Genomic DNA, 23,315 nt, shown 5'->3' with positions numbered 1-23,315 from the left:
AGCAGGGTCGGCTCAGAAGGGGCAGGGGTCGTCGTCCGGCGGTCGGAGCGACTCCGGCGCCGGGGCGAGTGGAGCGATCGGCGGGTCGTCGAAGGTGCGCCGCCAGGGCGTGCACCATCGGACGGCACCCGTGCTCCTCAGCTCGTTCCCGAACAGCTCCTCCGACTTGGCGAGATGGTCCGCCCGGCAGGCGCAGAGCAGGTTGCGCTCCCCGGTGACCCCGCCGTGCTGCCATTCATGGGCATGGTCGACATCGCACAGGTGGGCCGGGCGGTTGCAGCCGGGGAACCGGCACACCTCGTCGCGGACCTGGACCCAGCGCCGCATGTCCTCGGGCGGCATCCGCGTCGCGCGGTCCATGTCGAGCCGCACGCCGGTGCAGGGGTCGGTGAGCACGCGCACGAACGAGGTCGCGCGTCCCGCGAGGTCCTTCGCCGTCTCCACGTCCATCAACCCGTGGCCGCGCAGCTGCGCGTGCTCGGTCGTACGCCCCAGCGCGCTGAGGAGCGGGATCGTGAGGAACACCTGCGGCACGACGCCCTTGCGCCCGGGGACGGCGAGCCCCGCCCACTCGCCCGACGCCGCCTGCTTGATGCCCTCGAGGAGCAGGTCGCGGGCCGTTGGGCCCACGGAGCCGGTTCCGCCGCGACGCGTCAGCGGCGGGGCGGCCGTGCGACGGGGACGAAGCGCAGCTGGCTGATCGTGCGCGTCTCGCCCGCGGCGCCGTGCTCCGCGACGGCGGCCTTCGTGAGGGCGTCGTCGATGGCGGCGAGCTCGGCGATCGGGCCCGTGATGACGAGGGACGCCTCGCCGTCGTCGCCCTCCTCGAGCAGCACGTGGCGGCGCTCGAGCGTGCGCCTCGCCCGCTCGACGGCGGTCTCGGCCTGGATCCGCTCGCGCAGGTCGCGCAGCCGCCGCTTCAGCGTCGTGATCGGCGTGCTGCGAGCCAGCTCGGCGGCCTCGGCGTCGTAGTCGTCCCAGTGCTCGGCCGCGAGGCCCTCCGCCCGAGCGGCGACCAGCTCGGCCGCGCGGCGGGTGGTCGCGCAGGAGGTCAGCGCCGCCCAGGTGCGCGGCAGGCGCTCGCGCAGCAGCAGCGTCGTGTCGACCAGGTGCGCGACCGTCTTCGGCGACATCCCGATCGCGAGCCCGGTCTGCTTGAAGTACGCCTGCGCCCCCAGTCCGCCGCGGGTGCCGTACCGGGGCCCCATACGCGCGGCGAGGTCCTCCATCGACGCCTCGTACGCGTCGGCCAGCGCGGTCAGCCGTGCGACCTCGGCGCGGCGCGCGGCCTGCTCCATGAGCTCGACCCGGTGCTGCAGCAGCTCCGCGGACTCCTGCAGGCGCTCCGTACGGTCCGGAGCGTCGTCCGGCACGCGCGGCGCATCGAGGACCAGGGCTCCGGTGGTGATGAGGTCGGGTGCGGGCGGCGGGACGGTCGAGACGCGCAGCATCACCTCGAGGGGCGAGTCCTGCGCATCGAACACGTGTACTACACTACCTCTGCTCGACCTGATGATCAAGCGAAGAGGTGTCCTCCTTCCAGTGTCGGCCACCCGCTCGTGCGGCGTTCGAGGTCAGGGAAGCGGCACCGACGTCGCAGTAGCGTCGGGCCGATGCGGCGCAGCGGCGGGGACCGGCGCCCGGTCTCGACCCCCGCGCTCGCCCTCGTCACGGGCTTCGGGCCCTTCGGCACCGACACGTATCTGCCCGCGCTGCCGGCGGTGGCCCTCGCGCTCGCCGTCCCCGCGTCGACGGCGCAGCTCTCGATCACCGTCTTCCTCGTCGGGCTCGCCGTCGGGCAGCTGCTGGCGGGGCCGATCTCCGACGCCGCCGGCCGCCGCGGGCTGCTGCTCGGCAGCGGGGTGGCGCTGGTCGTCGCGTCCGCCGCCTGCGTGGTCGCGGCCGACGCCGGCACCCTGCTCGTCGCCCGGACGGTCCAGGGCCTCGCGGGCGGCGCGGGGTCCGCGATCGGCGTCGCGGTGGTCTCCGACCGCTACTCGGGGCCGGAGGCCGCCGCCCGCTTCGGCACCCTCTCCGCGATCCGGCTGATCGCTCCGGTCGTCGCGCCCGGGATCGGGGGCCTGATCCTCCTCGTCTCCGACTTCCGCGGCGTGTTCGTCTTCATGACCGCGTTCAGCGCGCTGGTGCTGCTCATCGCCGCGGTCGGGCTGCCGGAGACCCTGGAGCCCGCGATGCGCCAGCCCGCCGGTCTCCGGCACCTGGGCGCCCGCATCGTCGACCTGCTGCGGCGTCCCGCCTTCCGGGCACCGGTGATCGTGCAGTGCATCGCCCAGGCCGGGTTCTTCGTCTACATCGGGGGCTCGTCGTTCGTGCTGCAGCAGCAGCTCGGCATCGGTGAGGGCCTCTACTCGATCGTCTTCGCCACCGACGCCGCCGCGATGGTCGTCACCAGCGTGCTGTTCCGGCGCTTCGTGCTGCGCGTGCCCGTCACCCGGCTGCGCGCGATCGGGCTCTGGATGTCGAGCGGGGGAGCGGCGGCGCTGCTGCTCGTGGAGCTCGTCACCGCGGGCGGCGCCGGGCTCGCCGCGGTCTGGGTGCTGCTCGGCGTCGCCGTGGCCGGTAACGGCTTCTGCATCCCCGCCACGACGGTGCTGGCGCAGGAGGCGGGGCGCCCGTCGGCGGGGACCGCCGCGTCGCTGAGCGGCGGGCTCGCCTTCCTCGTCGGCGCGCTCACGACGCCGCTGACCGGCCTCATCGGCGTGCAGACGGTGCTCGTCCTCGCGCTCGGCATGGCCGTGCTCTCGACGACCGCGCTCGTGGCGTCCCGGCTGCTGCCGCGCGGCTGACGGTCAGGAGTCGCGGCCGACCGACGGCTCGCCGACGAACGCGTGCGCCTCGGACGCGAGCTCGACCCAGTCGGCGGAGTCCTCGACCGAGACCCACGAGCCCTTCGCCTCCGGCCGGTCCCGACGCGCGGCGACCCCGCGCTCGACCAGGTCGTCCGCCCGGTCCTCGGGCAGGTCGACCACCATGTCGTCCCCGTCCCGCACGGCGAAGGGCGTCCCGTGCACCAGCAGGGCGTCGTCCGTCGCGGTCACGTCCGCGTCGGCGTCGTCCAGCAGCGCCCCCTGCACCTCGACCCAGGCCGTGTCCTTCGCGTCGTCGCCCATCGAACGTCCTCTGCTCCCAGCGGGCTCATGGAAGAACAGTCCGGTGCCGCTCTTCTCCCCGCTCGCCGATCCTCCCGCAGCCCTGCCGGACGTGCGCCGCATCGCCGTGCTCCGCGCGAACGGCGTCGGCGACTACGTCGTCGCCGAGCCCGCGCTCGCGGCCATCCGGTCGGCCTATCCCGACGCGGAGATCACGCTGCTCGGCGCCGCGCACCACCTCGCCCTCCTCGAGGGCCGGCCGTCCCCGATCGACCGCGTCGTCGTCGTGCCGCCGGTCGCGGGCGTGCGGGTGAGGACCGAGGAGCCGGACGCGGACGAGGCGACCGTCGAGGCGTGGGCCGCGGAGCAGCGGGCGCACGGCTACGACCTCGCGATCCAGCTGCACGGCGGAGGCGGCAACTCGAACCGGCTGCTGCTGCGCCTCGGCGCCCGGACCACCGTCGGTGCGGCGACGCCCGACGCGCCGAAGCCGGACCGCTGGGTGCCCTACACGGCGTTCCAGCACGACACGGTCCGATGGCTCGAGGTGGCCGCGGCCGCCGGGGCACGCCTGGAGCGGCTCGACCCGCGCGTCGAGGTGCTGCAGACCGACCTCGACGCGTCACGGGCCGTGGTGCCGGAGGACGCCCGACGGCTCGTCGTCGTGCACCCCGGCGCGACGGACCCCCGTCGCTGCTACCCGGAGGCGCGGCTCGGCCGCATCGCCCGGGCGCTCGCGGACGACGGCGCCCGCGTGGTCGTCGTGGGCGGCCCCTCGGAGGGCGACCGGGTCGGCCGGGTCGCAGCGGGCTTCGGCGGTGACGTCGAGACCGTCGTCGGCGGCCTGACCCTGCCCGGCCTCGTCGGCCTGCTGGCCCGGGCCGACCTGGTGCTCGGCAACGACTCCGGCCCCCGCCACCTGGCCGCCGCCGTCGGCACCCCGACCGTCGCCGTCTTCACCTACGCGAACCTCGCCGACGTCGCACCGCTCACGCGGGCCTGGCACCGGGTGCTCGTCTCGTGGCACGGCGGCTGCCGCGTCTGCGGCAAGCGGGTGCTCGACGGCTGGTGCGACCACGGCGCCTCCGCGACGCACGACGTGCCGGAGGCGGACGTGCGCGCCGCCGCGCTCGAGCTGTGGGGGACGCTGCCGCGGGACTGACGGGACCGGGTCAGACGCCGAGCGGTCCCTCGACGGACACGACGCGCACCGCGATCCTCGTCGCCGGCACCTCCACGCCGTCGAGCACGCCGCGCACCGCGTCGACCACCGCGAGGGCCGTCGACGTCGCGGGCACCTCGTCCGCCACCGAGACATCGACGCGGACCTCCAGGACGTCACCCCGCAGGGAGGCGGTCACGGACTCGTCGGCGACGAGCGCGGAGAGCACTCCGCCCGCGGTGCCCAGCCGGGAGAGGGAGGGGCGGCTCGCGGGATGCAGCCGGACGACCCCGGGCAGCGCCCGCAGTCGGGCCGAGATCGTCCCGGTCAGCAGCTCGAGGTCGCTCACGGCCGATCCTCCCCGCGCACGACCAGGTCCTGCACCTCGACGTCGATCCGCAGCCGCTCGAAGCGCGTGTGCCGGCGGACGGCGGCGTCGACGGCGGCGCGCAGGCGCTCTGCCGCAGCGGGGATGGGCAGGCCGTGCGCCACGGTGGCGGCGACGCGCACGGTCAGCGGCGCATGCGGGTCCTGCAGGTCGCCGACGAAGCGCACCCGGCCGACCAGGACGCCGGGCTCGCCGTCACCGGCGGCGCGGATCAGCGCCCGCAGCGCGCCCTCGGTCATCGTGATCGAGGAGTCCGTGCCCGAGTCCACCAGCGGGAAGTCCGCGCCGGCGTGGGCGTCGAGCGCGATGCCGCTCATCACCCGCGCGAGGAAGCCGTCGGCCGGCTCCGCCTCCGGCGCGTCGTCGACCAGCAGCTCCGGTGCGAGCGCCCGGAGGCGCTCCAGCGCGGCGAGGGCGTGCCGGCAGGCGGCGGAACCCTCGATCGACGGATCGGGCAGGGTCCTGCCCGCGTCGAGGTAGTCGGCCAGCTCGTCGATCGTGTGGCCGTCGAGCTCCTCCGGCTCCTTCGCGATCGCGTCGAGCGCGTCGTCGGTCTGTCCGTCCATCGTCACCGCCACCCGTCCATCCGCTGGATCAGCCCCGTCCTCGCCCGCGCGAGCAGGCCGCGGACCGTGGAGACCGGCAGGCCGAGGTCCGTCGCGATCTCGTCGTAGCCGAGCCCGCCCAGCTCGCGCAGCGTCCAGGCGCGCCGCTGCGCCTCGGGCAGGGTCCGGAGCGCCTCGTCGAGCGAGCCGGCGAGGGCGTTGGCGCCCGCCACGCCCTCGGGGCCCCCGCCCTCGGGCGCCGGGGCGTCGTGGTCGTCGATGTCGACGGCGGGGCGCTGGGCGCGCAGGACGTCGATCGCCTTGCGGCCCACGATGCGGATCAGCCAGCCGCGCACCGCGGCGCGGTCCCGCAGCTCGGGCAGCTGCCGCCAGGCGGTGATCAGCGCCTCCTGCACCACGTCGTCGCTCGCGGCGTTCGATCCCAGCACCCGGCGGGCGTACGCGCGCAGCATGCCGCTGTGGCGACGGACGAGCACCGCGAACGCACGGGCGTCGCCGTCGGCGGCGCGATCGGCGAGCAGCGCGTCGCCCGCCTCGTCGAGCAGGGAGGCGGGCACGACGACGGATCCCGTCACGGCGCCTCCCTCCCGCGCCCGCGGCGCGTCCATCCGCAGCATGCCACCCGCGCGCTCCGCGTGTTCGCAGCCGAGCTCCCTGTGGGCGTTCAGTATTCGCACAGCCGACGCCCCGCTTCCACTCGGTCGGTCGGCGCTACAACCTGGGAGTACGCCGAGTCGCCGTGACGATCCGGCGGCGCGATGCGTCATCCCCATGACGCGGCACCGACCCGGTGCCGGATCGCACAGCAACGAAGGAGCACCACATGACCACCGTCACCACCACCTCGGCGCAGACCTCCGGCGGCTCGACCACCATCGCCGACGGCGTCGTGGCGAAGATCGCCGGCATCGCCACCCGCGACGTCCCGGGCGTGCACGACCTGGGCAGCAGCGCCGGCCGCGCGATCGGCGCGCTGCGGGACCGCATCAACCAGACGGACCTCACGCAGGGCATCGCGGTCGAGGTCGGCGAGACGCAGGTCGCCGTCGACGTGACCCTCGTCGCCGAGTACCCGATGAGCCTGCAGCAGGTCGCCGACGACGTCCGCACCGCGGTCACCGACGCGATCGAGTCCTACGTCGGCCGCGAGGTCACCGAGGTCAACGTCACGATCACCGACGTCCACATCCCGTCCGTGGACGACGCGGACGACGCGACGCCGGTCGCCAAGTGACGCCGACGCAGACGGGCATGGCCATCGGCGCCGTGCTCGCGATCACCTGGGCGGCCTTCGGCTTCTGGGTGTTCGTCGGGGTCGCCGTCGCGATCGCGATCGGCGCCCTGGTCGGGCGCTGGGTCGAGGGCCGGTTCGACCCGTCGAGCCTGATCGCCGCCGTCAGCGGCCGGCGCTCGTCCTCGTGAGCACGGCGGTCGCGGCGGCGCCGCCCGCCGCAGGGGCCTCGACCCGTGGGCGCACGCGCATCACGGGTCCCGCCCTGCAGCGGGTGGTGGCCGCCGTGGCCGGCGAGGCCCTCGGCGTCGACGCGAAGGACGTCGGCACGGACCTCACCGACCACGGCGGAGCGCTCGACCTCGCGGTCGACACCCCGATCGGGGTGCCGTCGATCTCGCGGGTCCGCGAGCAGTCGAAGGCGCTCGAGCGCTCCGGCGGCTCGATCCTCGAGCGCTGCGCCGCCGCCGAGCAGACCGTGCGCGATCGCGTGCACGAGCTGACCGGCTACGACATCCGCCGCGTGACCGTCCGGGTCACCGGCGTCCGCATCACGAAGGAGAGGAGGGTGCGATGAGCGACATCACCCGCGGCTACGGCCGCATCCGGCGCCGCGAGACGCATGCCTCGCGCTCGACGTCGGCCGTCGTGGTCGCGATCGTGCTGATCGCGGCGCTGGCCTGGCTCGTCGTCGAGATCGTCCTCGCGGCCGCCGGGCAGCAGCCCCTGCTGCTCAGCCCCGCGGGCATGGTCGAGGGGATCGCGGCGCTCGGCGGCGTGCCCGTCGGGTGGCTCTGGGGCGCGGGCGCGGTGCTGGCCGTGCTCGGCCTCGTCCTGCTCGGTCTCGGTCTCGGCCGAGGTCGCCGCCCGCGGCACGTCCTGCCGAACGACCGGGCCGTGGTCGTCGTCGACGACGAGGTCATCGCCTCGGCGCTCGTGCGCGCCGCAGCCGACGCGGACGGCATCGACCCCGACCGCGCGGTCAGCTCGATCTCCCGACGCACCGCCGTCGTGCGCGTCACGCCCACGTCGGGCGTGCCGGTGCAGCGCGACCGCATCGCGGAGGCGCTCGGCGAGCGCCTCCAGCAGTGGGGGCTCGCGCCCTCCTTGCGCTCCCGCGTGCAGATCCAGAAGGCGAAGGTCGGCGCATGAACAGCTCGAACCGCGGAGCGAACCGGCTCCTGCTGATCGTGACCGGGCTGATCCTGCTCGCGGCCGGCGCCGCGGCGCTGGTGATGGCCGGGGCGCCGGCCGTGCGGAGCGGCTTCCGGTCCACGGCCGGCGACGTGACGCGATCGGCCCCCGCGTGGATCGCCGACCCGGCGGTCGGTCGGGTCAGCTGGCTGACGATCGCCGTCGGCGCGGTCGCCGTCGTGCTCGCCGTCCTGCTGATCGCATTCGTCGTGCGGCACGGACGGGGGCACACCTCGCGCGTCGTCGACGCGGCGAACGGTGCCGAGGGCCGCACCCTGGTCGACCTCGGCGTCCCCCGGGCGCTGCTGGACGAGGAGCTGAGCGACCGCGACGAGTTCGTCGCGACGCGGATCAGCGCCTACCGGGTCAAGGGCGTGCCGACGCTGAAGGTGTCGGTGCAGTGCCGCCGCGGGGTCTCGCCCGCGGATGCGACCCGCATCGTCACGGAGGCACTGGACGGGCTCGACGGGCTGCTCGGCCGCAGCCTGCCCGCCATGGTGCAGCTGAGCGGCGGCTTCCGCAGCCGCACGGCTGCCCGAGCCCGGCTCACCTGAGCCCGTCACCATCCACCGGGCGGCGTGTTGCCGCCCCGGACACCTGAGAAGAGAGAGAGGAAGCCCCATGGCACTCGGAGACAAGATCCAGAACGCCGCGCAGGACCTGACCGGCAAGGCCAAGGAGGCCGCCGGCAAGGCGACGGACAACGAGCGCCTGACCGCGGAGGGCAAGGCGGACCAGACCGCCGCCGACGCGAAGAAGGCCGGCGAGAACGTGAAGGACGCGTTCAAGCACTGACCCGCGAACGACCGAGGGCCGGGACGGCGACCGCCGTCCCGGCCCTCAGCCGTGCCGGACGAGCGGGACCGCCCCGGACCAGCCGGTCGGGCTGCGGGTCGCCGCCTGCACCCGCCAGTCGCCCCGGCGCGGATGCCACCGGCCGGTCGCGATGTCCCGGCGGAGCGTCGGGCCGGGGTCCAGCGGCACCTCGACCAGCGCCTCCACCCCGGGCGCGACGTCGACGCGGGCGAAGCCGAGCAGCTGGGCGACCGGGCGCCTGGCCCGGACGTCGGCGGCGTAGACCTGGGCGACCGACGAGGTGGCGGCAGCGCCGGTGTTCCTGACCCGCACCCGCGCGACGCCCGAGCCGAGGTCGTGGTCGATCAGCTCGCAGGTGCAGGCCGACCAGCCGAGGCCGGAGCCGAAGGGGAAGGCGGCGGCCACGCCGTCCCGGTCGAGCACCCGCTGACCCCACCAGCGGTCGTAGACGACGTGCCGCGCGTGCCGTCGGAACGGCTGCAGGTCACCGGCGCGCTCGGGGATCGCGAAGGGCAGGCGGCCGGCGGGCTCCGCGGCGCCGGTCAGCACGTCCGCGAGCGCCCGGCCGCCCTCCATGCCCGGGTACCACGCGTGCAGCAGCGCCGGCACGGCGCGCCGCCACGGACAGGTGATCGCGCTGCCGCCGATGAGCACGACGACGGTCCGCGGGTTGGCGGCGGCGCCCGCCTCCACCAGGCGCTCGTCGGCGCGGTGGAGGCGCAGCAGGCGCCGGTCGCCGCCCCGCACGAAGCGCGTCGCGAAGCGCGCGAGCCCGGTGAGCGCGGCGCGCAGCGGTGGCAGCGCCGCGACGCCGCCGAGCACGCCGACGTCGACGCCGGGCGTGACGACGGCCTCGCCCTCGTCGTCGTGGTCCATCCCGACCACGACGATCGCGACGTCGGCCGACGCGGCCGCCGCGACCGCCTCGGGGCCGCCGGGCTCGTGCACGACCTCGGCGTCCGGCAGCGCCTCCCGCAGCCCGTCGAGCGGCGTGGAGGTCTCGGGCGGGCGCACCCGGGAGGAGCCGTGGTCGCCGAGGTTCGGCTGCGTCGCGAGGCGGCCGATCACCGCGACGCGCCCGATCCCGGGTCGCAGCGGCAGCACGGGGGCGTCCCCGACCGACTCGTTCCGCAGCAGCACCATCGAGCGGGCCGCGACCCGGCGGGCGAGCGCGCGGTGCTCGGGTCCCGCGACCTCGACCGGCTCCTGAAGCGGCCGGGCCGCCTCGAAGCCGAGCCGGGTTGCCACGATCCGGCGCGCGGAGCGCAGCACGAGCGACCTCGGCAGCCGGCCGTCCCGGGCCGCTGCGGGCAGGACGCGCGCCCGGCGCAGCCGCAGCGGCATCTCCACGTCGAGCCCGGCCTCCAGGCTGCGGATCGCGTCGTGCGTGCCGAAGACCCAGTCGCTCGTGACGAAGCCGCGGAAGCCCCACTCGTCGCGCAGCACGTCGGTGAGCAGCCGGCGGTTCACGTCGACGTGCTCGCCGTTCACCGCGTTGTAGGCGCTCATGACGCTCTCCGCGCCCGCGTCGACCACCGCTCGGAAGTGCGGCAGGTACACCTCGTGGAGGTCCGCCTCGGAGACCCGCACGTCGACCTCGAAGCGCATGTCCTCCATCGAGTTCAGCGCGAAGTGCTTCACGCACGCCATCACGTGCGGGCGGAGGCCGCGGGTCAGCGCGACGCCCATGCGGGCGGTCAGCACCGGGTCCTCGCCGAAGCACTCCTGCGCGCGCCCCCAGGCCGGATGCCGCAGCAGGTTCACGCACACGGCGGGCACGTAGTCGGCGCCCTGCGCGCGGGCCTCGAGCGCGATCGCCCGCCCGACGTCCTGCTCGAGCGCGACGTCCCACGTCGCGGCCCGTGCCATCGCAACCGGGAAGCTCGTGGAGCGGCCGACGACCACGCCGCGCGGGCCGTCCGAGAAGGCGAAGCCGGGGAAGCCGAGCCGCGGCACCGCGGCGGAGACGACCGGGGCGGTCCGGATCATCCGGGGGATCGCGAACAGGCGGCGGGCGGGGACGCCGCCGTCGAGCAGCCCGAGCAGCTCGCGGTCGGTCATCGCCGCCAGCAGCGCGTCCGCGGCGTCCTCCGGCGCGACGCCCTCGTCGCGGACCCGGCGGACGCAGTCGTCCCAGCGGTCCCGATCGCGCACCCGCCGACTCTCCCACCCCGCCGCCCCACGGCTCCCAGGAACGCCGCACGGGCACGCGGGACCATTCCGGCATGAAGACGCCCTTCGGCCTGCTGGACACGTCCGCCCCGGAGAGCCGGAGGGTCGGTGCCGCGCTCGCGGCGGGACTCGTCGCCGGTCTCAGCTCCGGCGCGATCAAGATGGCGTGGGAGGCCTGGCTGCCGCCCCGCACGCCCGACCGCGAGGTGCCGCCCGTCACGCTGCTGAAGGAGCAGGGCGCCGACCCCGACTCGCTGACCTACTCCTACAACGGCAACGACGTGCCCTGGGGCGTGCTGTCGATCCACTTCGGCTTCTCCGTCGTCACCGTCGCCGCCTACTCGGTGCTCGCGGAGTACTTCCCCAAGGTCCGTCTGTGGGGCGGCGCCGCGTACGGCCTCGGCGCCTGGCTGGTCGCGCACGAGCTCGTGCTGCCGAAGCAGGGCCTCACGCCCGCGGCGAAGGACCTGCCCGTCGAGGAGCACGTCTCCGAGGCGCTCGGGCACGTGGTGTGGATGTGGGAGGCCGAGCTGGTGCGCCACGGCGTGCGCGCAGCGCTCACCGGGGCGCCCGACGCGGAGACCCGCCGCGCCGCGCTCGGCAAGCTCGGCACGACCGCGCAGGCCGGCGCGAAGCAGGTGCTGGCCGCCGTGAAGCGACGCTGACCGCGGTGCCGACGCGGCGGGTGCTCGTCGTCCGCCTGGACAGCATGGGCGACGTGCTGATGGCGGGGCCGGCGATCCGGGCGGTCGCCGCGGAGCCGGAGACCGAGGCGTGGCTGCTCGCCGGCCCGCGCGGGCGCTCCGCCGCAGGGCTGCTGCCGGGGATCGCTGCGATCCGCACGGTCGGCGTGCCGTGGATCACGGCCGTGGACCGGCCGGTGGACGCCGCGCTGGTGGCGGAGATCGACGCCGTCGTCGACGAGTGCCGGCCGGACGAGGCGCTGATCCTCACCTCGCCGCACCAGTCGCCGCTGCCGATCGCGCTGCTGCTGCGGCTCGCGGGGGTGCCCCGGATCCTCGGCGCCTCCGTCGAGGCGTCCGCCGGGCTGCTCGACGAGCGCTGGGTGCCGGGGGAGACGTTCCCCGAGCTGATCCCCGAGCCGGAGCGCAACCTCGCGATCGCGCGGCTGGCCGGCTACGCGCTGCCCGACGGCGACGACGGCCGGCTGCGGGTCGACCTGCCCGAGGGGCGGCCGGACGGCCTCCCGGACCGCTACCTCGCCGTGCACCCGGGTGCGCAGTACCCGGCGCGGGAGTACCCGGCGGAGCACTTCGCGGAGGTCGTCCGGCTGCTCGCCGCCGCCGGCCACGCGGTCGTCGTGACCGGCGGGGGGCACGAGCGGGAGCTGACCTCGCGCGTGGCCGGCGCCTCGGGCATCGCCCTCGGCGGCGCGCACGGCCTCGTCGACACCGCGCGGACGCTGCGGGGCGCCGACGTCGTGATCGTCGGGAACACCGGGCCCGCGCACCTCGCCGCCGCGGTCGGGCGCCCGATCGTCAGCCTGTTCTCCGCCGTCGTGCCGCCGGAGCGCTGGGCGCCCTACGGCGTGCCCGTCCGCCTCCTCGGCGACCGCACCGCGGCCTGCCGCGGGACACGGGCGACCGCCTGCCCGATCCCGGGCCACCCCTGCCTCGCGGGCGTCACCCCGCGCGAGGTCGTCGACGCCGCGGAGTCCCTCCTCCCGCGCCCCTGACCGGCTCCGCGAGGGCTGGGGCCCTGGTCAGGCGCGGGCGACGAGGAGGCAGTCGCAGGCGAGGCCCGCGTCGACGGCGCGATCGCGGCGCCCGCTCAACTCGACTTCGAGGCCCGCGGTGCGAGCGGCTTCCGCGGTCTCCTCCGGCGTCGTGCGGATGCGCGGGTCCATCGCGCCCGCCTCGCCGCGAGCGACGTCCTCGCGGTCGTGCCAGATGCCGAGGAGGACGCCGCCCGGCCGCAGCCCGCGCGCGGCGGCGCCGATCGCCTGCGCCAGCGCCTCGGCCTGCAGCTGCAGGTAGCAGAGCACCGCGAGGTCCGCGGGCCGGTCCCCGGTCCAGGTCGTCACGTCGGCGACGACGGCGTCGAGGCCGTCGGCGCGCATCCCCTCGACCGCGGCCGCCGAGAAGTCGACCGCCTCGACGGTCCACCCGCGTCGCACGAGCCAGCGGGCGTTGCGCCCCTCACCGGCGCCGAGGTCGACGGCGTGCCCGGGGGCCAGGTCGGCCGCCTGCTCGGCGATCCAGCCGTTCGGCTCCGCGCCCCAGAGCGACGCGCCCGTCTCGGCAGCTGCGCGGTACCGCCCCTCCCAGAAGTCCCTGCTGCCGGCCACGGCGCAGGTCAGCGGCGCAGGTCGAGGTACTTCGCGATGAGCGAGCGGGTCGACGGGTCCTGCGCGTCGAGCGCGGCGCGGTCGCCCTGCACCGCGGGCGTGATCTCCTGCGCCAGCTTCTTGCCGAGCTCCACGCCCCACTGGTCGAAGCTGTCGATGCCCCACACCGTGCCCTCGACGAAGGTGATGTGCTCGTAGAGCGCGATCAGCTGCCCGACCACCGACGGCGTCAGCGACGGCGCGAGGATCGAGGTCGTCGGCCGGTTGCCCGGGAACGTCCTCGCCGGCACGACGGCCTCGTCGACGCCCTCGGCCCGCACCTCGTCGGCGGTCTTGCCGAACGCGAGCGCCTTCGTCTGCGCGAAGAAGTTCGCGAGGAAGAGGGCGTGCACGTCGGTGTCGCCGTCCTTCAGCGCGTGCGCCGGGTTCGCCACCGCGATGAAGTCGGCGGGGATCAGCCGGGTGCCCTGGTGGATCAGCTGGTAGAACGCGTGCTGCCCGTTCGTGCCCGGCTCGCCCCAGAAGACCTCGCCGGTGTCGGTGGTGACGGGGGAGCCGTCCCACCGCACGGACTTGCCGTTGCTCTCCATCGTGAGCTGCTGCAGGTAGGCGGGGAAGCGGTGCAGGTACTGCGCGTACGGCAGCACCGCGTGGGTCTGCGCGTCGAGGAAGTTCGTGTACCAGACGTTCAGCAGGCCCATGAGGACGGGCACGTTCGACTCCAGCGGCGCGGTGCGCATGTGCTCGTCGACGGCGTGGAAGCCGGCGAGGAACTGCTCGAAGCCCTCGCGGCCGATCGCGATGGCGACGGAGGTGCCGATGGCGGAGTCGACGGAGTAGCGGCCGCCCACCCAGTCCCAGAACCCGAAGGCGTTGTCGGGGTCGATGCCGAAGTCCGCGACCTTGTCGAGCGCGGTGGAGACCGCGACGAAGTGCTTGCTCACGGCGCCGCGGCGCGACTCGTCGGTGTCCTCGATCGCGCCGGCGTCGGCGAGGCCCTGCCAGAGCCACTGCCGCGCGAGCCGCGCGTTCGTCAGGGTCTCGAGCGTGCCGAAGGTCTTCGAGGCGACGATGAAGAGCGTCGTCGCGGGGTCGAGGTCGGCCGTCTTCTCGTACACGTCCGACGGGTCGATGTTCGAGACGAACCGCACCTCCAGCCCGTCCTGCACGGAGGGCTTCAGCGCCTCGTAGACCATCACCGGCCCGAGGTCGGAGCCGCCGATGCCGATGTTCACGACCGTGCGGATGCGCTCCCCGGTCATGCCGGTCCAGCTGCCGTCGCGCACCTGGTCGGCGAACGCGTACACCTTCTCCAGCACGCCGTGCACGCCCTCGTCGACGTCCTCGCCGTCGACCGTGAACGGCTTCGGCGGGGTGAGGTCGCCGTCCGACGGGCGGCGGAGGGCGGTGTGCAGCACCGCGCGGTCCTCCGTCACGTTGATGTGCTCGCCGGCGAGCATCGCCCGGTAGCGGCCGGTGACGTCGACCTCGCGGGCGAGGTCGAGCAGGTGGCCGAGCACCTCCTCGGTGAGCAGGTTCTTCGACAGGTCGACGGTCAGGTCCGCGGCCTCGAGCGTGTACCGCTCGGCGCGCTGCGGGTCGGCGTCGAACCACCCGCGCAGATCGGGGTCGAAGCCGTCCGTCACGATCGCGCCGAGCGCCTTCCAGGCGCGGGTGGTCGTCGGGTCGACGGGTGCGTCGGTCACGGGGTGTCCCTGTCTTGGAAGGAGCCGCCGGGCGGGCGGGGCTCAGGGGCCCTGGGCCACCCGGAACGGTAGCGCGACCGGCTGCGCGGCAGCAGACCGCGCGGACCGAGGCCGCTCCTGCGGCTCGCTACAGTCCCGGGAGAGCCGGGCGAGGGAGCAGGAGGCGCCGATGATCGCAGGGGTCGAGACGGGCGGGACCAAGGTGATCTGCGCGGCCGCCACGGCCGACGCGCCTGATGCGCCCGTGCTGACGAGGCGCTTCCCGACGACGGGCCCCGAGGAGACGATCGGCCGGATCCGCGCCTTCCTCGACGAGGCCGCCGCGGACGGGCCCCTCGAGGCGCTCGGCGTCGCCAGCTTCGGACCGGTCGACGCGGCGCCCGGCAGCCCGCGGTTCGGCTGGGTCACCGACACCCCGAAGGCGGGCTGGTCGGGCACCGACCTGCTCGGAGCGGTCCGCCCGGACGGTCTGCCGGCGGCCTTCGTCAGCGACGTCACCGGCGCCGCGATCGGCGAGCTGCGGTACGGCGCGGGGCGCGGCGCGTCCTCCGTCGCCTACGCGACGATCGGCACCGGGGTGGGCGTGGGGCTGATCGTCGACGGCCGCCCGCTCGGCGGCGACGGCTGGCCCGAGCTCGGGCACCTGCTCGTCCGGCGCCACCCCGAGGACCGCTACCCGGGCCGCTGCCCGTTCCACGGCGACTGCCTCGAGGGCCTCACCGCCGGCCCCGCCGTGCTCGACCGCTGGGGGGTCGACGCGTCCTCCTTCCCGGACGACGTGCGGGGGACCGCCCTCGACGTGCTCGCCTCCTACATCGCGCAGCTCGCCTACACGGTGATGCTGACCACCGGTGCCGAGCGCATGGTGCTCGGCGGCGGCGTGACCCAGGCGCCCGGCCTGCTCGAGCGCGTCCGAGCGGCCCTGCCCGGCCTCGCCCGGGGCTACGGGCCCGCCGCGCTCACCACCGCGGCACCGGCGGACGTGCTGGTGCCGCCGGTGCTCGAGGCGTCCGGTCTGATCGGCGCGCTCGCGCTGGCCGCCGACCTCGTCCGCCCCGGCGTCAGCTCCTGAGCGTCCCCCGGAGGATGGAGTCGCCCGAGTGCGCCGGGTCGCCGTCGGGTCGCTCGCGGCTGACGTCGACCACGTCGTAGCGGTCGAGGTCGACGTCGCCGGGCACCGCGTAGACGCCGCTGCCGCCCGCCACGACGCCGAGGCTCACCGCCCCCGTGCCGCCGTCGAGCAGCCAGAGCTCGCGGTAGTCGCTGCCGACGGACGGCGTGGCCACCTGCAGGCGCACGACGCGGCGGCCGTCCGGCAGCCGGTCGAGCTCCGCGGTGCCGCTCGACCCCGACCAGCCCGGCTCGGCGCGCAGCTGGGCCCGCGCGACGACCTCGGCCGACGGCGCCGCGATCGCCGTCCAGACCGCCGCGATCGCGGCGCCCACCACGAGGACGGCCGTCGCGCCGAGCAGGGCGGCCGTGCGGCGCCGCATCGGGCGCCGGGTGCGGCGCCGCTCCACCCGGTGGGTGCCGGCGAGCGGCTCCTCGGCCTCCGGGCCCGGGGCCAGGTCCGGAGCGAGCCCGAGCTCGTCGCGGATCGCGCCCCAGACCGCGGGGGAGGGCGTGAGCATCCGGCCGTCGATGCCGGTGGCGCGGCCGATCCGCGCCGCCTCCGTCAGCTCGGCCAGCTCCTCCCGGCAGGCGGCGCAGCCCTCGAGGTGGCGCAGCCGGTCGTCCGGCACCTCCTCGCCGAGGGCGAGGAGCGCGAGGTCGTCAGGGTCGGGGTGCTGCACCGTGCGTCACCTCCAACCGCGTCCGCATGCGCTGGAGGCTGCGCCTGAGGTGGCTCTTCACGGTACCGAGGGGCAGGTCGAGGCGCTCCGCGATCTGCGCGTGGGTGAGGTCGTCGTAGAACGCCAGCCGGACGACCCGCTGCGCGGTGTCGTCCAGCCTCGCGATCTCGTCGGCCACGAGCAGGCGTTCGGCGAGGTCGGGCTCCGCGACGGGTTCCACGTCGCCGCGTGCCCGCTCCGCGAGCTCGCGCAGGCGCCGCCGCGCTTCGTGCGCGTCGGCGATGCGCCGCCTCGCGATGCCGGTCAGCCACGCCCCGAGCGCGCCCCGCTCCGGCCGGAACCCGGCGCGTCCCTCCCACGCCGACACGAACGTGCGCTGCGTCACGTCCTCGGCGTCGCCGACGTCGCCGAGCGAGCGGACCGCGAGCGTGTAGACGAGCGGGGACCACCGCTCGTACGCCTCGGCGAGGGCGCGGTCGTCGCCGGCCGCGAACCGCCGGGCGAGGTCGTCGTCGGCCATCGCTCCTCCGCGGTCGTCAGTCGTTCGCGGATCCGGGCGGGTCGGCCGGCCGCGCGTGGACGATCACATTCTGGCTGTAGGTGCGGGTGGTCCGATCGAACGAGCCTCCGCAGGTGATGAGCACCAGCCGACGGTCCCCTGAGCGCGAGAACAGCCGGCCGACGGGCAGGTCGGCCTTCGCCGTCCGCTCCACGCCCTCCACGCGGTACTCGACGCGCTCGCCGCGGTCGTCCGTCAGCAGGACGCGGGCGCCGCGGGGCAGCTCTCGGATGCGCACGAACGGACCGAGGCCCCACTCCAGCGAGTCGACGTGGGCGGCGAGCACCGTGGTGCCCTCGCGGCTCGAGGCGTCCGGACCGAAGCGGTACCAGCCGGCGACCGAGGGCCGCTCCGGCACGTCCATCGCGCCGCTTGTCAGCACGCCGACCGGCTCGACGCGCATGTCCACGTCGACCGACGGCACCGCGACCCGCACGGGCGCGACCTGCTCGCGGGGCGGCTGCAGCGCCGCGCTGCGCACGGGCACGTCCGCAGCCGGCGCAGCCGAGGTCGAGGGCGCGGGTGCGGGTGCGGTCGAGGCCCTCGCTGAAGAGCTCGTGGCGGGTGCCGACGCGGTCCGCTGCGCCGGACCCGCCGCGCATCCGCTCGTCAGCGCGATCGCCAGCACGGCCGCGGCCGCCCCGGGGATCCGGGACGACCGCGGCCGCATCGGGCGGTCAGGAGCGACGGGCACGGACCGCGAGCGCCGTCCCGATCACGGCGATCAGCGCGACCGCCGCGCCGCCGGCGAGCCAGCCGGTGGACGGGCCGCCCTCGGCGGCGAGGCCGCCGGTGCCGGTGTTCACGCCGTCCGGCGCGCCGCCGAGCCCGTCGATCGTCTGCGTCGCGAGCTGCAGGGTGTCGTCCTCGAGGCTGCCCCACGCGTACAGGATCGTGTTCACGCCGTCCTGCACCTGCACGTCGGCCGGGCCGATCACGGGGTCGGTGGTGCCCGCGGCCGCGACCGACGCCGACACGGTGCCCGCCGGCAGGTCGAGACTGCGTCCGTCGGGGTTCTCGAGCCCTTCGATCACCGGGTCGCCGCCCGCCAGCACGTCGACGGCGGGCGCCGCGGCGGTGTGCCGGACCGTCAGGCGGCCCTGCCCGGCCTCGGTGGCCGAGGTGTCGTTCGTGAACAGCGTCGCCGTCGGCTGGCCGTCCGCGTCGAGGTGCGCCGCGGCGGTGTAGTTCCCGCCGGCCTCGAGCGGCAGGTCGATCGGCCCGATCACGGGGTCGGAGTCGTCGGTGGCGTCCGCGGCGGTGATCGCGACCGAGTAGCTGCCGCCCGGCAGCCGCAGCGGCCCGGCGAGGTCGCCGGGCTCGAAGTCGTCCAGCTGGCGCTCGCCGTTCACGTAGACGTCGACGGGCGTGTCCGGCACGGCGTGCAGGACGGACAGCGACGCGTCGGCGGTGCTCGCCTGCGCGGGTGCCGCGGCGGCGACGGCGAGGGCCGTCGCGCCGACGAGCGCTCCGGCGATGCGATGGGTGGTGCGCATGATCTGCTCCTCTTCGAGTGGGGGATCGCTTCACCACCAATTCCCGGCGGGGCCGCCCGGCGGATGCGCTCGAACCTGGCAAGAACCTCCGCAACAGCCCCTCAGGGGCTGGGCGAGGACGGGTCAGGCGGCGACCGCGTGGGCCGTCCGGCGCTGCCGGACGAGTCCCGTCGCCGCGGCGGCGACCCCCGCGAGGGCGCCGACCATCAGCCCCTCCCGAGGTCCCAGCGCGTTCGCCACCCAGCCGACGACCGGACCGCCGACGATCGTGCCGCCCATGACGGTCGCCATGTAGAGGGCCATGACGCGGCCGCGGACCACGGCGTCGACGCCGAGCTGCACGATGCCGTTGGCCGTCGTCATGAAGGTCTGCGAGGCGACGCCGACGAACGGCAGCGCGAGCGCGAGGACGAGGTACGAGGGGGCGAGCGCGCCGACGACCAGGCCCGCGGCGAACACCGCGGCGCCGACCGTCATCAGGGCGGTCCGGGGCGCCGAGCGCCGGGCCGACAGCAGCGCCCCCGCGACGGCGCCGACCGCCAGGGCGGAGGAGAGCAGCCCGTACCCCGACGCGCCCTGGTGGAACAGCACGGCCATGGTCGAGGCGTAGATGGGGAAGTTCAGGCCGAAGGTGCCCATCACGGCGACCATGCCGAACACGACGAGCAGGTCGGGGCGGCGCACCACGGTCTGCAGGCCCGCCGCCGCCTCCCGGAGCCCCCGGGGGCGTGCCGGCCGCTCGTCGGGCACCGGGCGGATGGCGCGCAACGACGCCAGCACCGCGGCGAAGCTGACGGCGTTCAGCAGGAACACCCAGCCCGTGCCGATCACCTCGATCAGCAGGCCGGCGACGGCCGGGCCCAGCAGCCGGGCGAGGTTGAACGAGGCGGAGTTCAGCGCGACCGCGTTCGACACGTGCTCCTGCCCCACCAGGTCGGAGACGAAGGACTGCCGGGCCGGTGCGTCGAACGCCGCGGTGCAGCCGCCCAGGAAGGCGAAGACGTAGACCTGCGCCAGCGTCACCGAGTCCGTCACGACCAGCAGTCCGAGCGCGAGCGCGAGCACGCCCATGACCGCCTGCGTGCAGAGCAGCAGGGTGCGCCGCGGCACCCGGTCCGCGACGAGGCCTGTCACGGGCAGCAGCAGCAGCTGCGGCCCGAACTGCAGGGCTGTCGTGACACCGACGGCGAAGGCGTCGTGCTGGGTCAGTCGCGTGAGCACGATCCAGTCCTGCGCCGTGCGCTGCATCCAGGTGCCGACGTTCGACACGATCGCCCCGGAGGCCCACAGACGGTAGTCGCGGACCCGGAGCGAGCGGAACATGGAGCCGGACGCGATCGCAGTCATTCATCACCAGGATATGCAGTCTGACCTGGCTGTTGCGTCGGAGCCGGTGTGGAGGAGGATCGCGGCGTGGACTACCGGCTCGAGGTCGTGGCGCTGCCGGTCTCCGACGTGGACGCCGCGATCGCCTTCTACCGCGACGGGCTCGGGTTCCACCTCGACCACGACGTCGAGACCGTCCCCGGGATCCGGGTGGTGCAGTGCACCCCGCCGGGGTCCCCGACCTCCATCGCCTTCGGCACGGGCATGGCACTGGGCGAGCCCGGCACCACGAGGGGTCTGCAGCTGGTCGTCCGCGACATCGAGGCGGCCCGGGAGGAGCTCGCGGGCCGCGGGGTCGACGTCGGCGAGGTGCGGCAGCTCGGGCCGGAGGGGATGGACGGGTCGCGCTTCCTGTTCTTCTCCGACCCGGACGGCAACGGGTGGTCGGTGCAGGAGCTCCGCCGCGACGGCTGACCGACCTGCGGGAGGATCGAGGGGTGGGCTCGTTCACCGACGCCGAGGGCGTGGTCGTCTCGACCGTCGAGTGGCCCGTGCCGGACCCTCGCGGCATCGTGCAGGTCTCCCACGGCATCGGCGAGCACGTGCGGCGCTACGCCCCGCTCGCCGCGGACCTGAACGGCGCCGGGTTCACCGTCGTTGGGGAGGACCACCGCGGCCACGGGCGCACCGGCGAGCGGCAGTGGGGCGGCAGGGACCGGCTCGGTCGCCTGGGGCCCGGCGGGCTCCGCGCCACGGTCGAGGCCATCGGCCGCTTCGGCGAGCTGACGAGGCAGCGGCATCCCGGCGTCCCGCTGGTACTGGTCGCGCACAGCTGGGGGTCGCTGATGGCGCAGATCGCGCTCACGACGCGCCCCGGGCTCTACGACGGGGTCGTGCTGTCCGGCACCGCCTACCGCATGCCGGGCTCGATGGACGCGGGGGACCTGAACCGGCGCCATCGGGTGCCGGGCGGCACCGGCGCCGAGTGGCTGAGCCGGGACCCCGCCGTCGCGACCGCCTGGGTCGCGGACCCCTACACGTTCCCCGCCCAGACGGCGAAGCTGCTGGGCGTCCGCGACGCCCTCCGCCTGTTCGGGCGCCCGGGCCCGGGGCTGCCCGCGGACCTGCCGCTGCTGATCCAGGTCGGCTCCGACGACACGCTCGGCGGGCGGCGCAGCGCGGAGCGGCTGGCCGCGGCCTACCGGGCCCGGGCGGGCCTGCGGGACGTCACCCTGCGCGTGTACGAGGGCGCACGCCACGAGGTCTACAACGAGATCAACCGGGACGAGGTCGTCGGCGACCTCGTCCGCTGGATCGAGCGCCACGTCCTCGAGAGCGGACGATGAAGGAGCACGGATGAGCGACGAGATGCTGCACGGGGAGTACAAGGTCCCGGGCGGGAAGCTGGTGGTCGTCGACCTCGCCGTCGAGGGCGGGCGGATCGCCGCCTTCCGGCTCGCCGGCGACTTCTTCCTCGAGCCCGACGAGGCGCTCGAGGCGATCGACGCCGCCGTCGTCGGGCTCCCCGCCGACACGAACGCGGCGGAGCTCGCCACCGCCATCCGCGCAGGTCTCCCCGAGGGCGCCGTGCTGCTCGGCTTCAGCCCGGAGGGCGTCGCCACCGCCATCCGCCGGGCGATCGGCCGGGCCGCCGACTGGCACGACTTCGACTGGCGGCTCGTGCACCCGGGGCCCTTCGCGCCCGCCCTCCACCTTGCGCTCGACGAGGTGCTGACGAACGAGGTCGGCGCGGGCCGCCGGCCGCCGACGCTGCGGATCTGGGAGTGGGACCGGCCCGCGGTCGTGATCGGCAGCTTCCAGTCGCTCCGCAACGAGGTCGACCGGGAGGCGGCGGAGCGGTTCGGCATCGACGTGGTGCGCCGGGTCTCCGGCGGCGGCGCGATGTTCATGGAGGCGGGCAGCGTCGTCACCTACTCGCTCTACGCACCCGGGGACCTCGTCCGCGGCATGTCCTTCGCGGAGTCCTACGCGTACCTCGACGACTGGGTGCTGCAGGCGCTGCGCTCGCTCGGCATCGAGGCGACGTACCAGCCGCTGAACGACATCTCGAGCCCGGCGGGGAAGATCGGCGGGGCCGCCCAGAAGCGCCTCGGCTCCGGCGCCGTGCTGCACCACGTGACCATGTCGTACGACATGGACGGCGACAAGATGGTGCAGGTGCTCCGCATCGGCCGGGAGAAGATGAGCGACAAGGGCACCGTCAGCGCGGCCAAGCGGGTCGACCCCCTGCGCAAGCAGACCGGCCTGAGCCGCGCGGCGATCATCGAGCGCATGGAGCAGGTCTTCACGACCCTCACGGGTGCGACGGCCGGCTCGCTGACCGACGCGGAGCTGGCGGCGGCGGAGGAGCTCGTCCGCACCAAGTTCACGACGCGCGAGTGGCTCGAGCGCGTCCCCTGACGACGTGCCCGGGCGGTGCTGAGTCCCCGGCGCTCAGGGGACTCATAGGACCGGCGGCGGCGCGGCCGGAACACGCCCTGGGAGGATGGTGTTCCACCTGATGAGCCGGGGAAGGCCCGGCGGGAGGGGACCCATGCCGCACCGGCACTACAACGGACTGAAGACGGCGCTGCTGTTCGGCCTGCTGGGCGCCGTCATCCTGGGCGCCAGCTACCTGCTGTTCGGCCCGAACCTCGGAGCGCTGACGATCGGTCTCGTCATCGCGCTCGCCGTGAACCTCGGCGCCTACTGGTTCAGCGACACGGTCGCGATCAAGGCGATGCGCGCGCAGCCGGTGTCCGAGGCGGAGCAGCCGGAGATGCACCGCATCGTGCGCGAGCTGTCCGAGAAGGCGGGCCAGCCGATGCCGCGCCTCTACGTCTCGCCGACGCAGGCGCCGAACGCGTTCGCCACGGGCCGCAACCCGGAGCACGCGGCGGTCTGCTGCACCGAGGGCATCCTCGGCATCCTGACGGAGCGCGAGCTGCGGGGCGTCCTCGGCCACGAGCTGATGCACGTCTACAACCGCGACATGCTGACCGGCTCGATCGCCGCCGCGATGTCGAGCGTCATCACCTACCTCGCCTATGCGGCGCTGCTCTTCGGCGGCGGCCGCGACGAGCGCAGCAACCCGCTCGCGGGCATGCTGATGCTGTTCCTCGGCCCCCTGGCGGCCGGGATCGTGCAGATGGCGATCAGCCGCACCCGCGAGTACGACGCCGACGAGGACGGTGCGAGGCTGACCGGCGATCCGCTGGCGCTCGCGTCCGCGCTCGCCAAGCTGGAGCGCGGCGTCCAGCAGCGCCCGCTGGCGCCGGAGCCGCGGCTGCAGTCGAGCAGCCACCTGATGATCGCGAACCCCTTCCGGGCGCAGGACGTCAGCGCCCTCTTCTCGACGCACCCGCCGATGGGCAAGCGCATCGCGCGGCTCGAGGCGATGGCCGGCCGCCCGCTCGGCCGCTGACCCTCCTGCCCCTTCGCGGGCGCGATCCGACTGCGCGGGCGCCGAGCGGCGCCCGCGCAGTCGG

General features: G+C 75.3%; 29 protein-coding genes. 15 read left to right on the top strand and 14 right to left on the bottom strand.

The genetic code is table 11. The features are described 5' to 3' along the window. Positions 1-12 precede the first annotated feature (12 nt). Together ACFSBI_RS07170 and ACFSBI_RS07165 are read right to left on the bottom strand one after the other, a co-directional pair. A complete protein-coding gene (locus ACFSBI_RS07170) occupies positions 13-630 on the bottom strand; it encodes an HNH endonuclease signature motif containing protein (RefSeq protein WP_377933459.1) in 618 nt (205 codons plus the stop codon). A gap of 23 nt (positions 631-653) precedes the next feature. Further along, positions 654-1,484 carry a 13E12 repeat family protein gene (locus ACFSBI_RS07165; RefSeq protein WP_377933457.1) on the bottom strand — a complete coding sequence of 277 codons (831 nt, stop codon included), beginning with the start codon at positions 1,482-1,484 and terminating at the stop codon, positions 654-656. 129 nt (positions 1,485-1,613) lie between these two features. Between ACFSBI_RS07165 and ACFSBI_RS07160 the strand changes: the two genes are divergently transcribed. Then, complete coding sequence (locus tag ACFSBI_RS07160; RefSeq protein WP_377933455.1) at positions 1,614-2,807, top strand: Bcr/CflA family efflux MFS transporter; 1,194 nt, start codon at positions 1,614-1,616, stop codon at positions 2,805-2,807. A gap of 3 nt (positions 2,808-2,810) precedes the next feature. Here ACFSBI_RS07160 and ACFSBI_RS07155 read toward each other — a convergent pair whose 3' ends face one another. Then, positions 2,811-3,131, bottom strand: coding sequence for a hypothetical protein (locus tag ACFSBI_RS07155; RefSeq protein WP_377933453.1), 321 nt, complete (start codon positions 3,129-3,131; stop codon positions 2,811-2,813). Between the two features lie 43 nt (positions 3,132-3,174). On the opposite strand from ACFSBI_RS07155, the gene ACFSBI_RS07150 reads away from it, so the two are divergent. Beyond that, positions 3,175-4,272, top strand: coding sequence for a glycosyltransferase family 9 protein (locus ACFSBI_RS07150; RefSeq protein WP_377933452.1), 1,098 nt, complete (start codon positions 3,175-3,177; stop codon positions 4,270-4,272). A gap of 10 nt (positions 4,273-4,282) precedes the next feature. Here the strand turns inward: ACFSBI_RS07150 and ACFSBI_RS07145 are convergent, their stop codons facing one another. Genes ACFSBI_RS07145 through ACFSBI_RS07135 form a run of 3 tightly spaced genes read right to left on the bottom strand, consistent with a single transcriptional unit; the run spans position 4,283 to position 5,801 of the window. Continuing rightward, the gene (locus ACFSBI_RS07145; protein ID WP_377933450.1) at positions 4,283-4,621 is read right to left on the bottom strand and encodes a hypothetical protein; all 339 of its coding nucleotides are present in this window, start codon (positions 4,619-4,621) and stop codon (positions 4,283-4,285) included. Continuing rightward, the gene (locus ACFSBI_RS07140; protein ID WP_377933448.1) at positions 4,618-5,238 is read right to left on the bottom strand and encodes an Asp23/Gls24 family envelope stress response protein; all 621 of its coding nucleotides are present in this window, start codon (positions 5,236-5,238) and stop codon (positions 4,618-4,620) included. The genes ACFSBI_RS07145 and ACFSBI_RS07140 overlap by 4 nt, the downstream gene beginning before the upstream one ends. Beyond that, the gene (locus ACFSBI_RS07135) at positions 5,229-5,801 is read right to left on the bottom strand and encodes an RNA polymerase sigma factor (RefSeq protein ID WP_377933446.1); all 573 of its coding nucleotides are present in this window, start codon (positions 5,799-5,801) and stop codon (positions 5,229-5,231) included. The genes ACFSBI_RS07140 and ACFSBI_RS07135 overlap by 10 nt, the downstream gene beginning before the upstream one ends. Positions 5,802-6,049: 248 nt before the next feature. Here ACFSBI_RS07135 and ACFSBI_RS07130 point away from each other — a divergent pair, with 248 nt between their 5' ends. From ACFSBI_RS07130 to ACFSBI_RS07105, 6 genes are all read left to right on the top strand, one after another. Beyond that, positions 6,050-6,460 carry an Asp23/Gls24 family envelope stress response protein gene (locus tag ACFSBI_RS07130; RefSeq protein WP_377933444.1) on the top strand — a complete coding sequence of 137 codons (411 nt, stop codon included), beginning with the start codon at positions 6,050-6,052 and terminating at the stop codon, positions 6,458-6,460. Then, entirely contained in the window at positions 6,457-6,648 is a 192-nt protein-coding gene (locus ACFSBI_RS07125; protein ID WP_377933442.1) for a hypothetical protein, read from the top strand. Before ACFSBI_RS07130 ends, ACFSBI_RS07125 begins: the two co-directional genes overlap by 4 nt. Further along, entirely contained in the window at positions 6,645-7,034 is a 390-nt protein-coding gene (locus tag ACFSBI_RS07120) for a hypothetical protein (protein WP_377933440.1), read from the top strand. Before ACFSBI_RS07125 ends, ACFSBI_RS07120 begins: the two co-directional genes overlap by 4 nt. Continuing rightward, positions 7,031-7,609, top strand: a complete 579-nt coding sequence (locus ACFSBI_RS07115) for a hypothetical protein (RefSeq protein WP_377933438.1) — start codon at positions 7,031-7,033, stop codon at positions 7,607-7,609. Before ACFSBI_RS07120 ends, ACFSBI_RS07115 begins: the two co-directional genes overlap by 4 nt. Continuing rightward, positions 7,606-8,205 (top strand): hypothetical protein, encoded by a 600-nt coding sequence (locus tag ACFSBI_RS07110; RefSeq protein ID WP_377933436.1) that lies wholly within the window; start codon positions 7,606-7,608, stop codon positions 8,203-8,205. The genes ACFSBI_RS07115 and ACFSBI_RS07110 overlap by 4 nt, the downstream gene beginning before the upstream one ends. 67 nt (positions 8,206-8,272) lie before the next feature. After that, positions 8,273-8,446 carry a CsbD family protein gene (locus tag ACFSBI_RS07105; protein WP_377933434.1) on the top strand — a complete coding sequence of 58 codons (174 nt, stop codon included), beginning with the start codon at positions 8,273-8,275 and terminating at the stop codon, positions 8,444-8,446. Between the two features lie 45 nt (positions 8,447-8,491). Here the strand turns inward: ACFSBI_RS07105 and ACFSBI_RS07100 are convergent, their stop codons facing one another. Continuing rightward, positions 8,492-10,621 (bottom strand): beta-glucosidase family protein, encoded by a 2,130-nt coding sequence (locus ACFSBI_RS07100; protein ID WP_377933432.1) that lies wholly within the window; start codon positions 10,619-10,621, stop codon positions 8,492-8,494. Positions 10,622-10,692: 71 nt separating this feature from the next. Here ACFSBI_RS07100 and ACFSBI_RS07095 point away from each other — a divergent pair, with 71 nt between their 5' ends. Continuing rightward, positions 10,693-11,304 (top strand): DUF1440 domain-containing protein, encoded by a 612-nt coding sequence (locus ACFSBI_RS07095; RefSeq protein ID WP_377933430.1) that lies wholly within the window; start codon positions 10,693-10,695, stop codon positions 11,302-11,304. A gap of 44 nt (positions 11,305-11,348) precedes the next feature. Further along, the gene (locus tag ACFSBI_RS07090) at positions 11,349-12,335 is read left to right on the top strand and encodes a glycosyltransferase family 9 protein (RefSeq protein WP_377933492.1); all 987 of its coding nucleotides are present in this window, start codon (positions 11,349-11,351) and stop codon (positions 12,333-12,335) included. 27 nt (positions 12,336-12,362) lie between these two features. Here the strand turns inward: ACFSBI_RS07090 and ACFSBI_RS07085 are convergent, their stop codons facing one another. Then, complete coding sequence (locus ACFSBI_RS07085; protein WP_377933428.1) at positions 12,363-12,947, bottom strand: class I SAM-dependent methyltransferase; 585 nt, start codon at positions 12,945-12,947, stop codon at positions 12,363-12,365. Positions 12,948-12,955: 8 nt separating this feature from the next. Then, complete coding sequence (gene pgi, locus ACFSBI_RS07080) at positions 12,956-14,653, bottom strand: glucose-6-phosphate isomerase (protein WP_377933426.1); 1,698 nt, start codon at positions 14,651-14,653, stop codon at positions 12,956-12,958. Positions 14,654-14,822: 169 nt separating this feature from the next. Here pgi and ACFSBI_RS07075 point away from each other — a divergent pair, with 169 nt between their 5' ends. After that, positions 14,823-15,725 carry an ROK family protein gene (locus ACFSBI_RS07075; protein ID WP_377933424.1) on the top strand — a complete coding sequence of 301 codons (903 nt, stop codon included), beginning with the start codon at positions 14,823-14,825 and terminating at the stop codon, positions 15,723-15,725. On the opposite strand, the gene ACFSBI_RS07070 is transcribed toward ACFSBI_RS07075, so the two are convergent. From ACFSBI_RS07070 to ACFSBI_RS07050, 5 genes are all read right to left on the bottom strand, one after another. Continuing rightward, entirely contained in the window at positions 15,715-16,446 is a 732-nt protein-coding gene (locus tag ACFSBI_RS07070) for an anti-sigma factor (protein WP_377933422.1), read from the bottom strand. The two genes, ACFSBI_RS07075 and ACFSBI_RS07070, sit on opposite strands and share 11 nt — an antisense overlap. Next, positions 16,427-16,966, bottom strand: a complete 540-nt coding sequence (locus tag ACFSBI_RS07065; protein ID WP_377933420.1) for an RNA polymerase sigma factor — start codon at positions 16,964-16,966, stop codon at positions 16,427-16,429. Before ACFSBI_RS07065 ends, ACFSBI_RS07070 begins: the two co-directional genes overlap by 20 nt. Positions 16,967-16,982: 16 nt before the next feature. Continuing rightward, complete coding sequence (locus ACFSBI_RS07060) at positions 16,983-17,492, bottom strand: class F sortase (RefSeq protein WP_377933418.1); 510 nt, start codon at positions 17,490-17,492, stop codon at positions 16,983-16,985. A gap of 190 nt (positions 17,493-17,682) precedes the next feature. Further along, positions 17,683-18,501: a DUF4397 domain-containing protein gene (locus tag ACFSBI_RS07055; protein ID WP_377933417.1), complete on the bottom strand. Its 819-nt coding sequence runs from the start codon at positions 18,499-18,501 to the stop codon at positions 17,683-17,685. 123 nt (positions 18,502-18,624) lie between these two features. Further along, the gene (locus tag ACFSBI_RS07050; protein WP_377933415.1) at positions 18,625-19,848 is read right to left on the bottom strand and encodes an MFS transporter; all 1,224 of its coding nucleotides are present in this window, start codon (positions 19,846-19,848) and stop codon (positions 18,625-18,627) included. 66 nt (positions 19,849-19,914) lie between these two features. On the opposite strand from ACFSBI_RS07050, the gene ACFSBI_RS07045 reads away from it, so the two are divergent. From ACFSBI_RS07045 to htpX, 4 genes are all read left to right on the top strand, one after another. Continuing rightward, positions 19,915-20,301, top strand: a complete 387-nt coding sequence (locus tag ACFSBI_RS07045; protein ID WP_377933413.1) for a VOC family protein — start codon at positions 19,915-19,917, stop codon at positions 20,299-20,301. Between the two features lie 23 nt (positions 20,302-20,324). Beyond that, entirely contained in the window at positions 20,325-21,173 is an 849-nt protein-coding gene (locus tag ACFSBI_RS07040) for an alpha/beta fold hydrolase (RefSeq protein ID WP_377933411.1), read from the top strand. 25 nt (positions 21,174-21,198) lie between these two features. Further along, on the top strand, positions 21,199-22,248 hold the full coding sequence (locus tag ACFSBI_RS07035) for a lipoate--protein ligase family protein (protein WP_377933490.1): 1,050 nt from the start codon (positions 21,199-21,201) through the stop codon (positions 22,246-22,248). A gap of 133 nt (positions 22,249-22,381) precedes the next feature. Then, positions 22,382-23,251, top strand: coding sequence for a zinc metalloprotease HtpX (gene htpX, locus ACFSBI_RS07030; RefSeq protein WP_377933409.1), 870 nt, complete (start codon positions 22,382-22,384; stop codon positions 23,249-23,251). Positions 23,252-23,315 lie beyond the last annotated feature (64 nt).

Origin of the sequence: Amnibacterium endophyticum (assembly GCF_042680685.1) — a bacterium.
GTDB lineage: Bacteria > Actinomycetota > Actinomycetes > Actinomycetales > Microbacteriaceae > Amnibacterium > Amnibacterium endophyticum.
The sequence above is the reverse complement of the archived record's forward strand: the minus strand, read 5'-3'. Positions and strand labels throughout refer to the sequence as shown.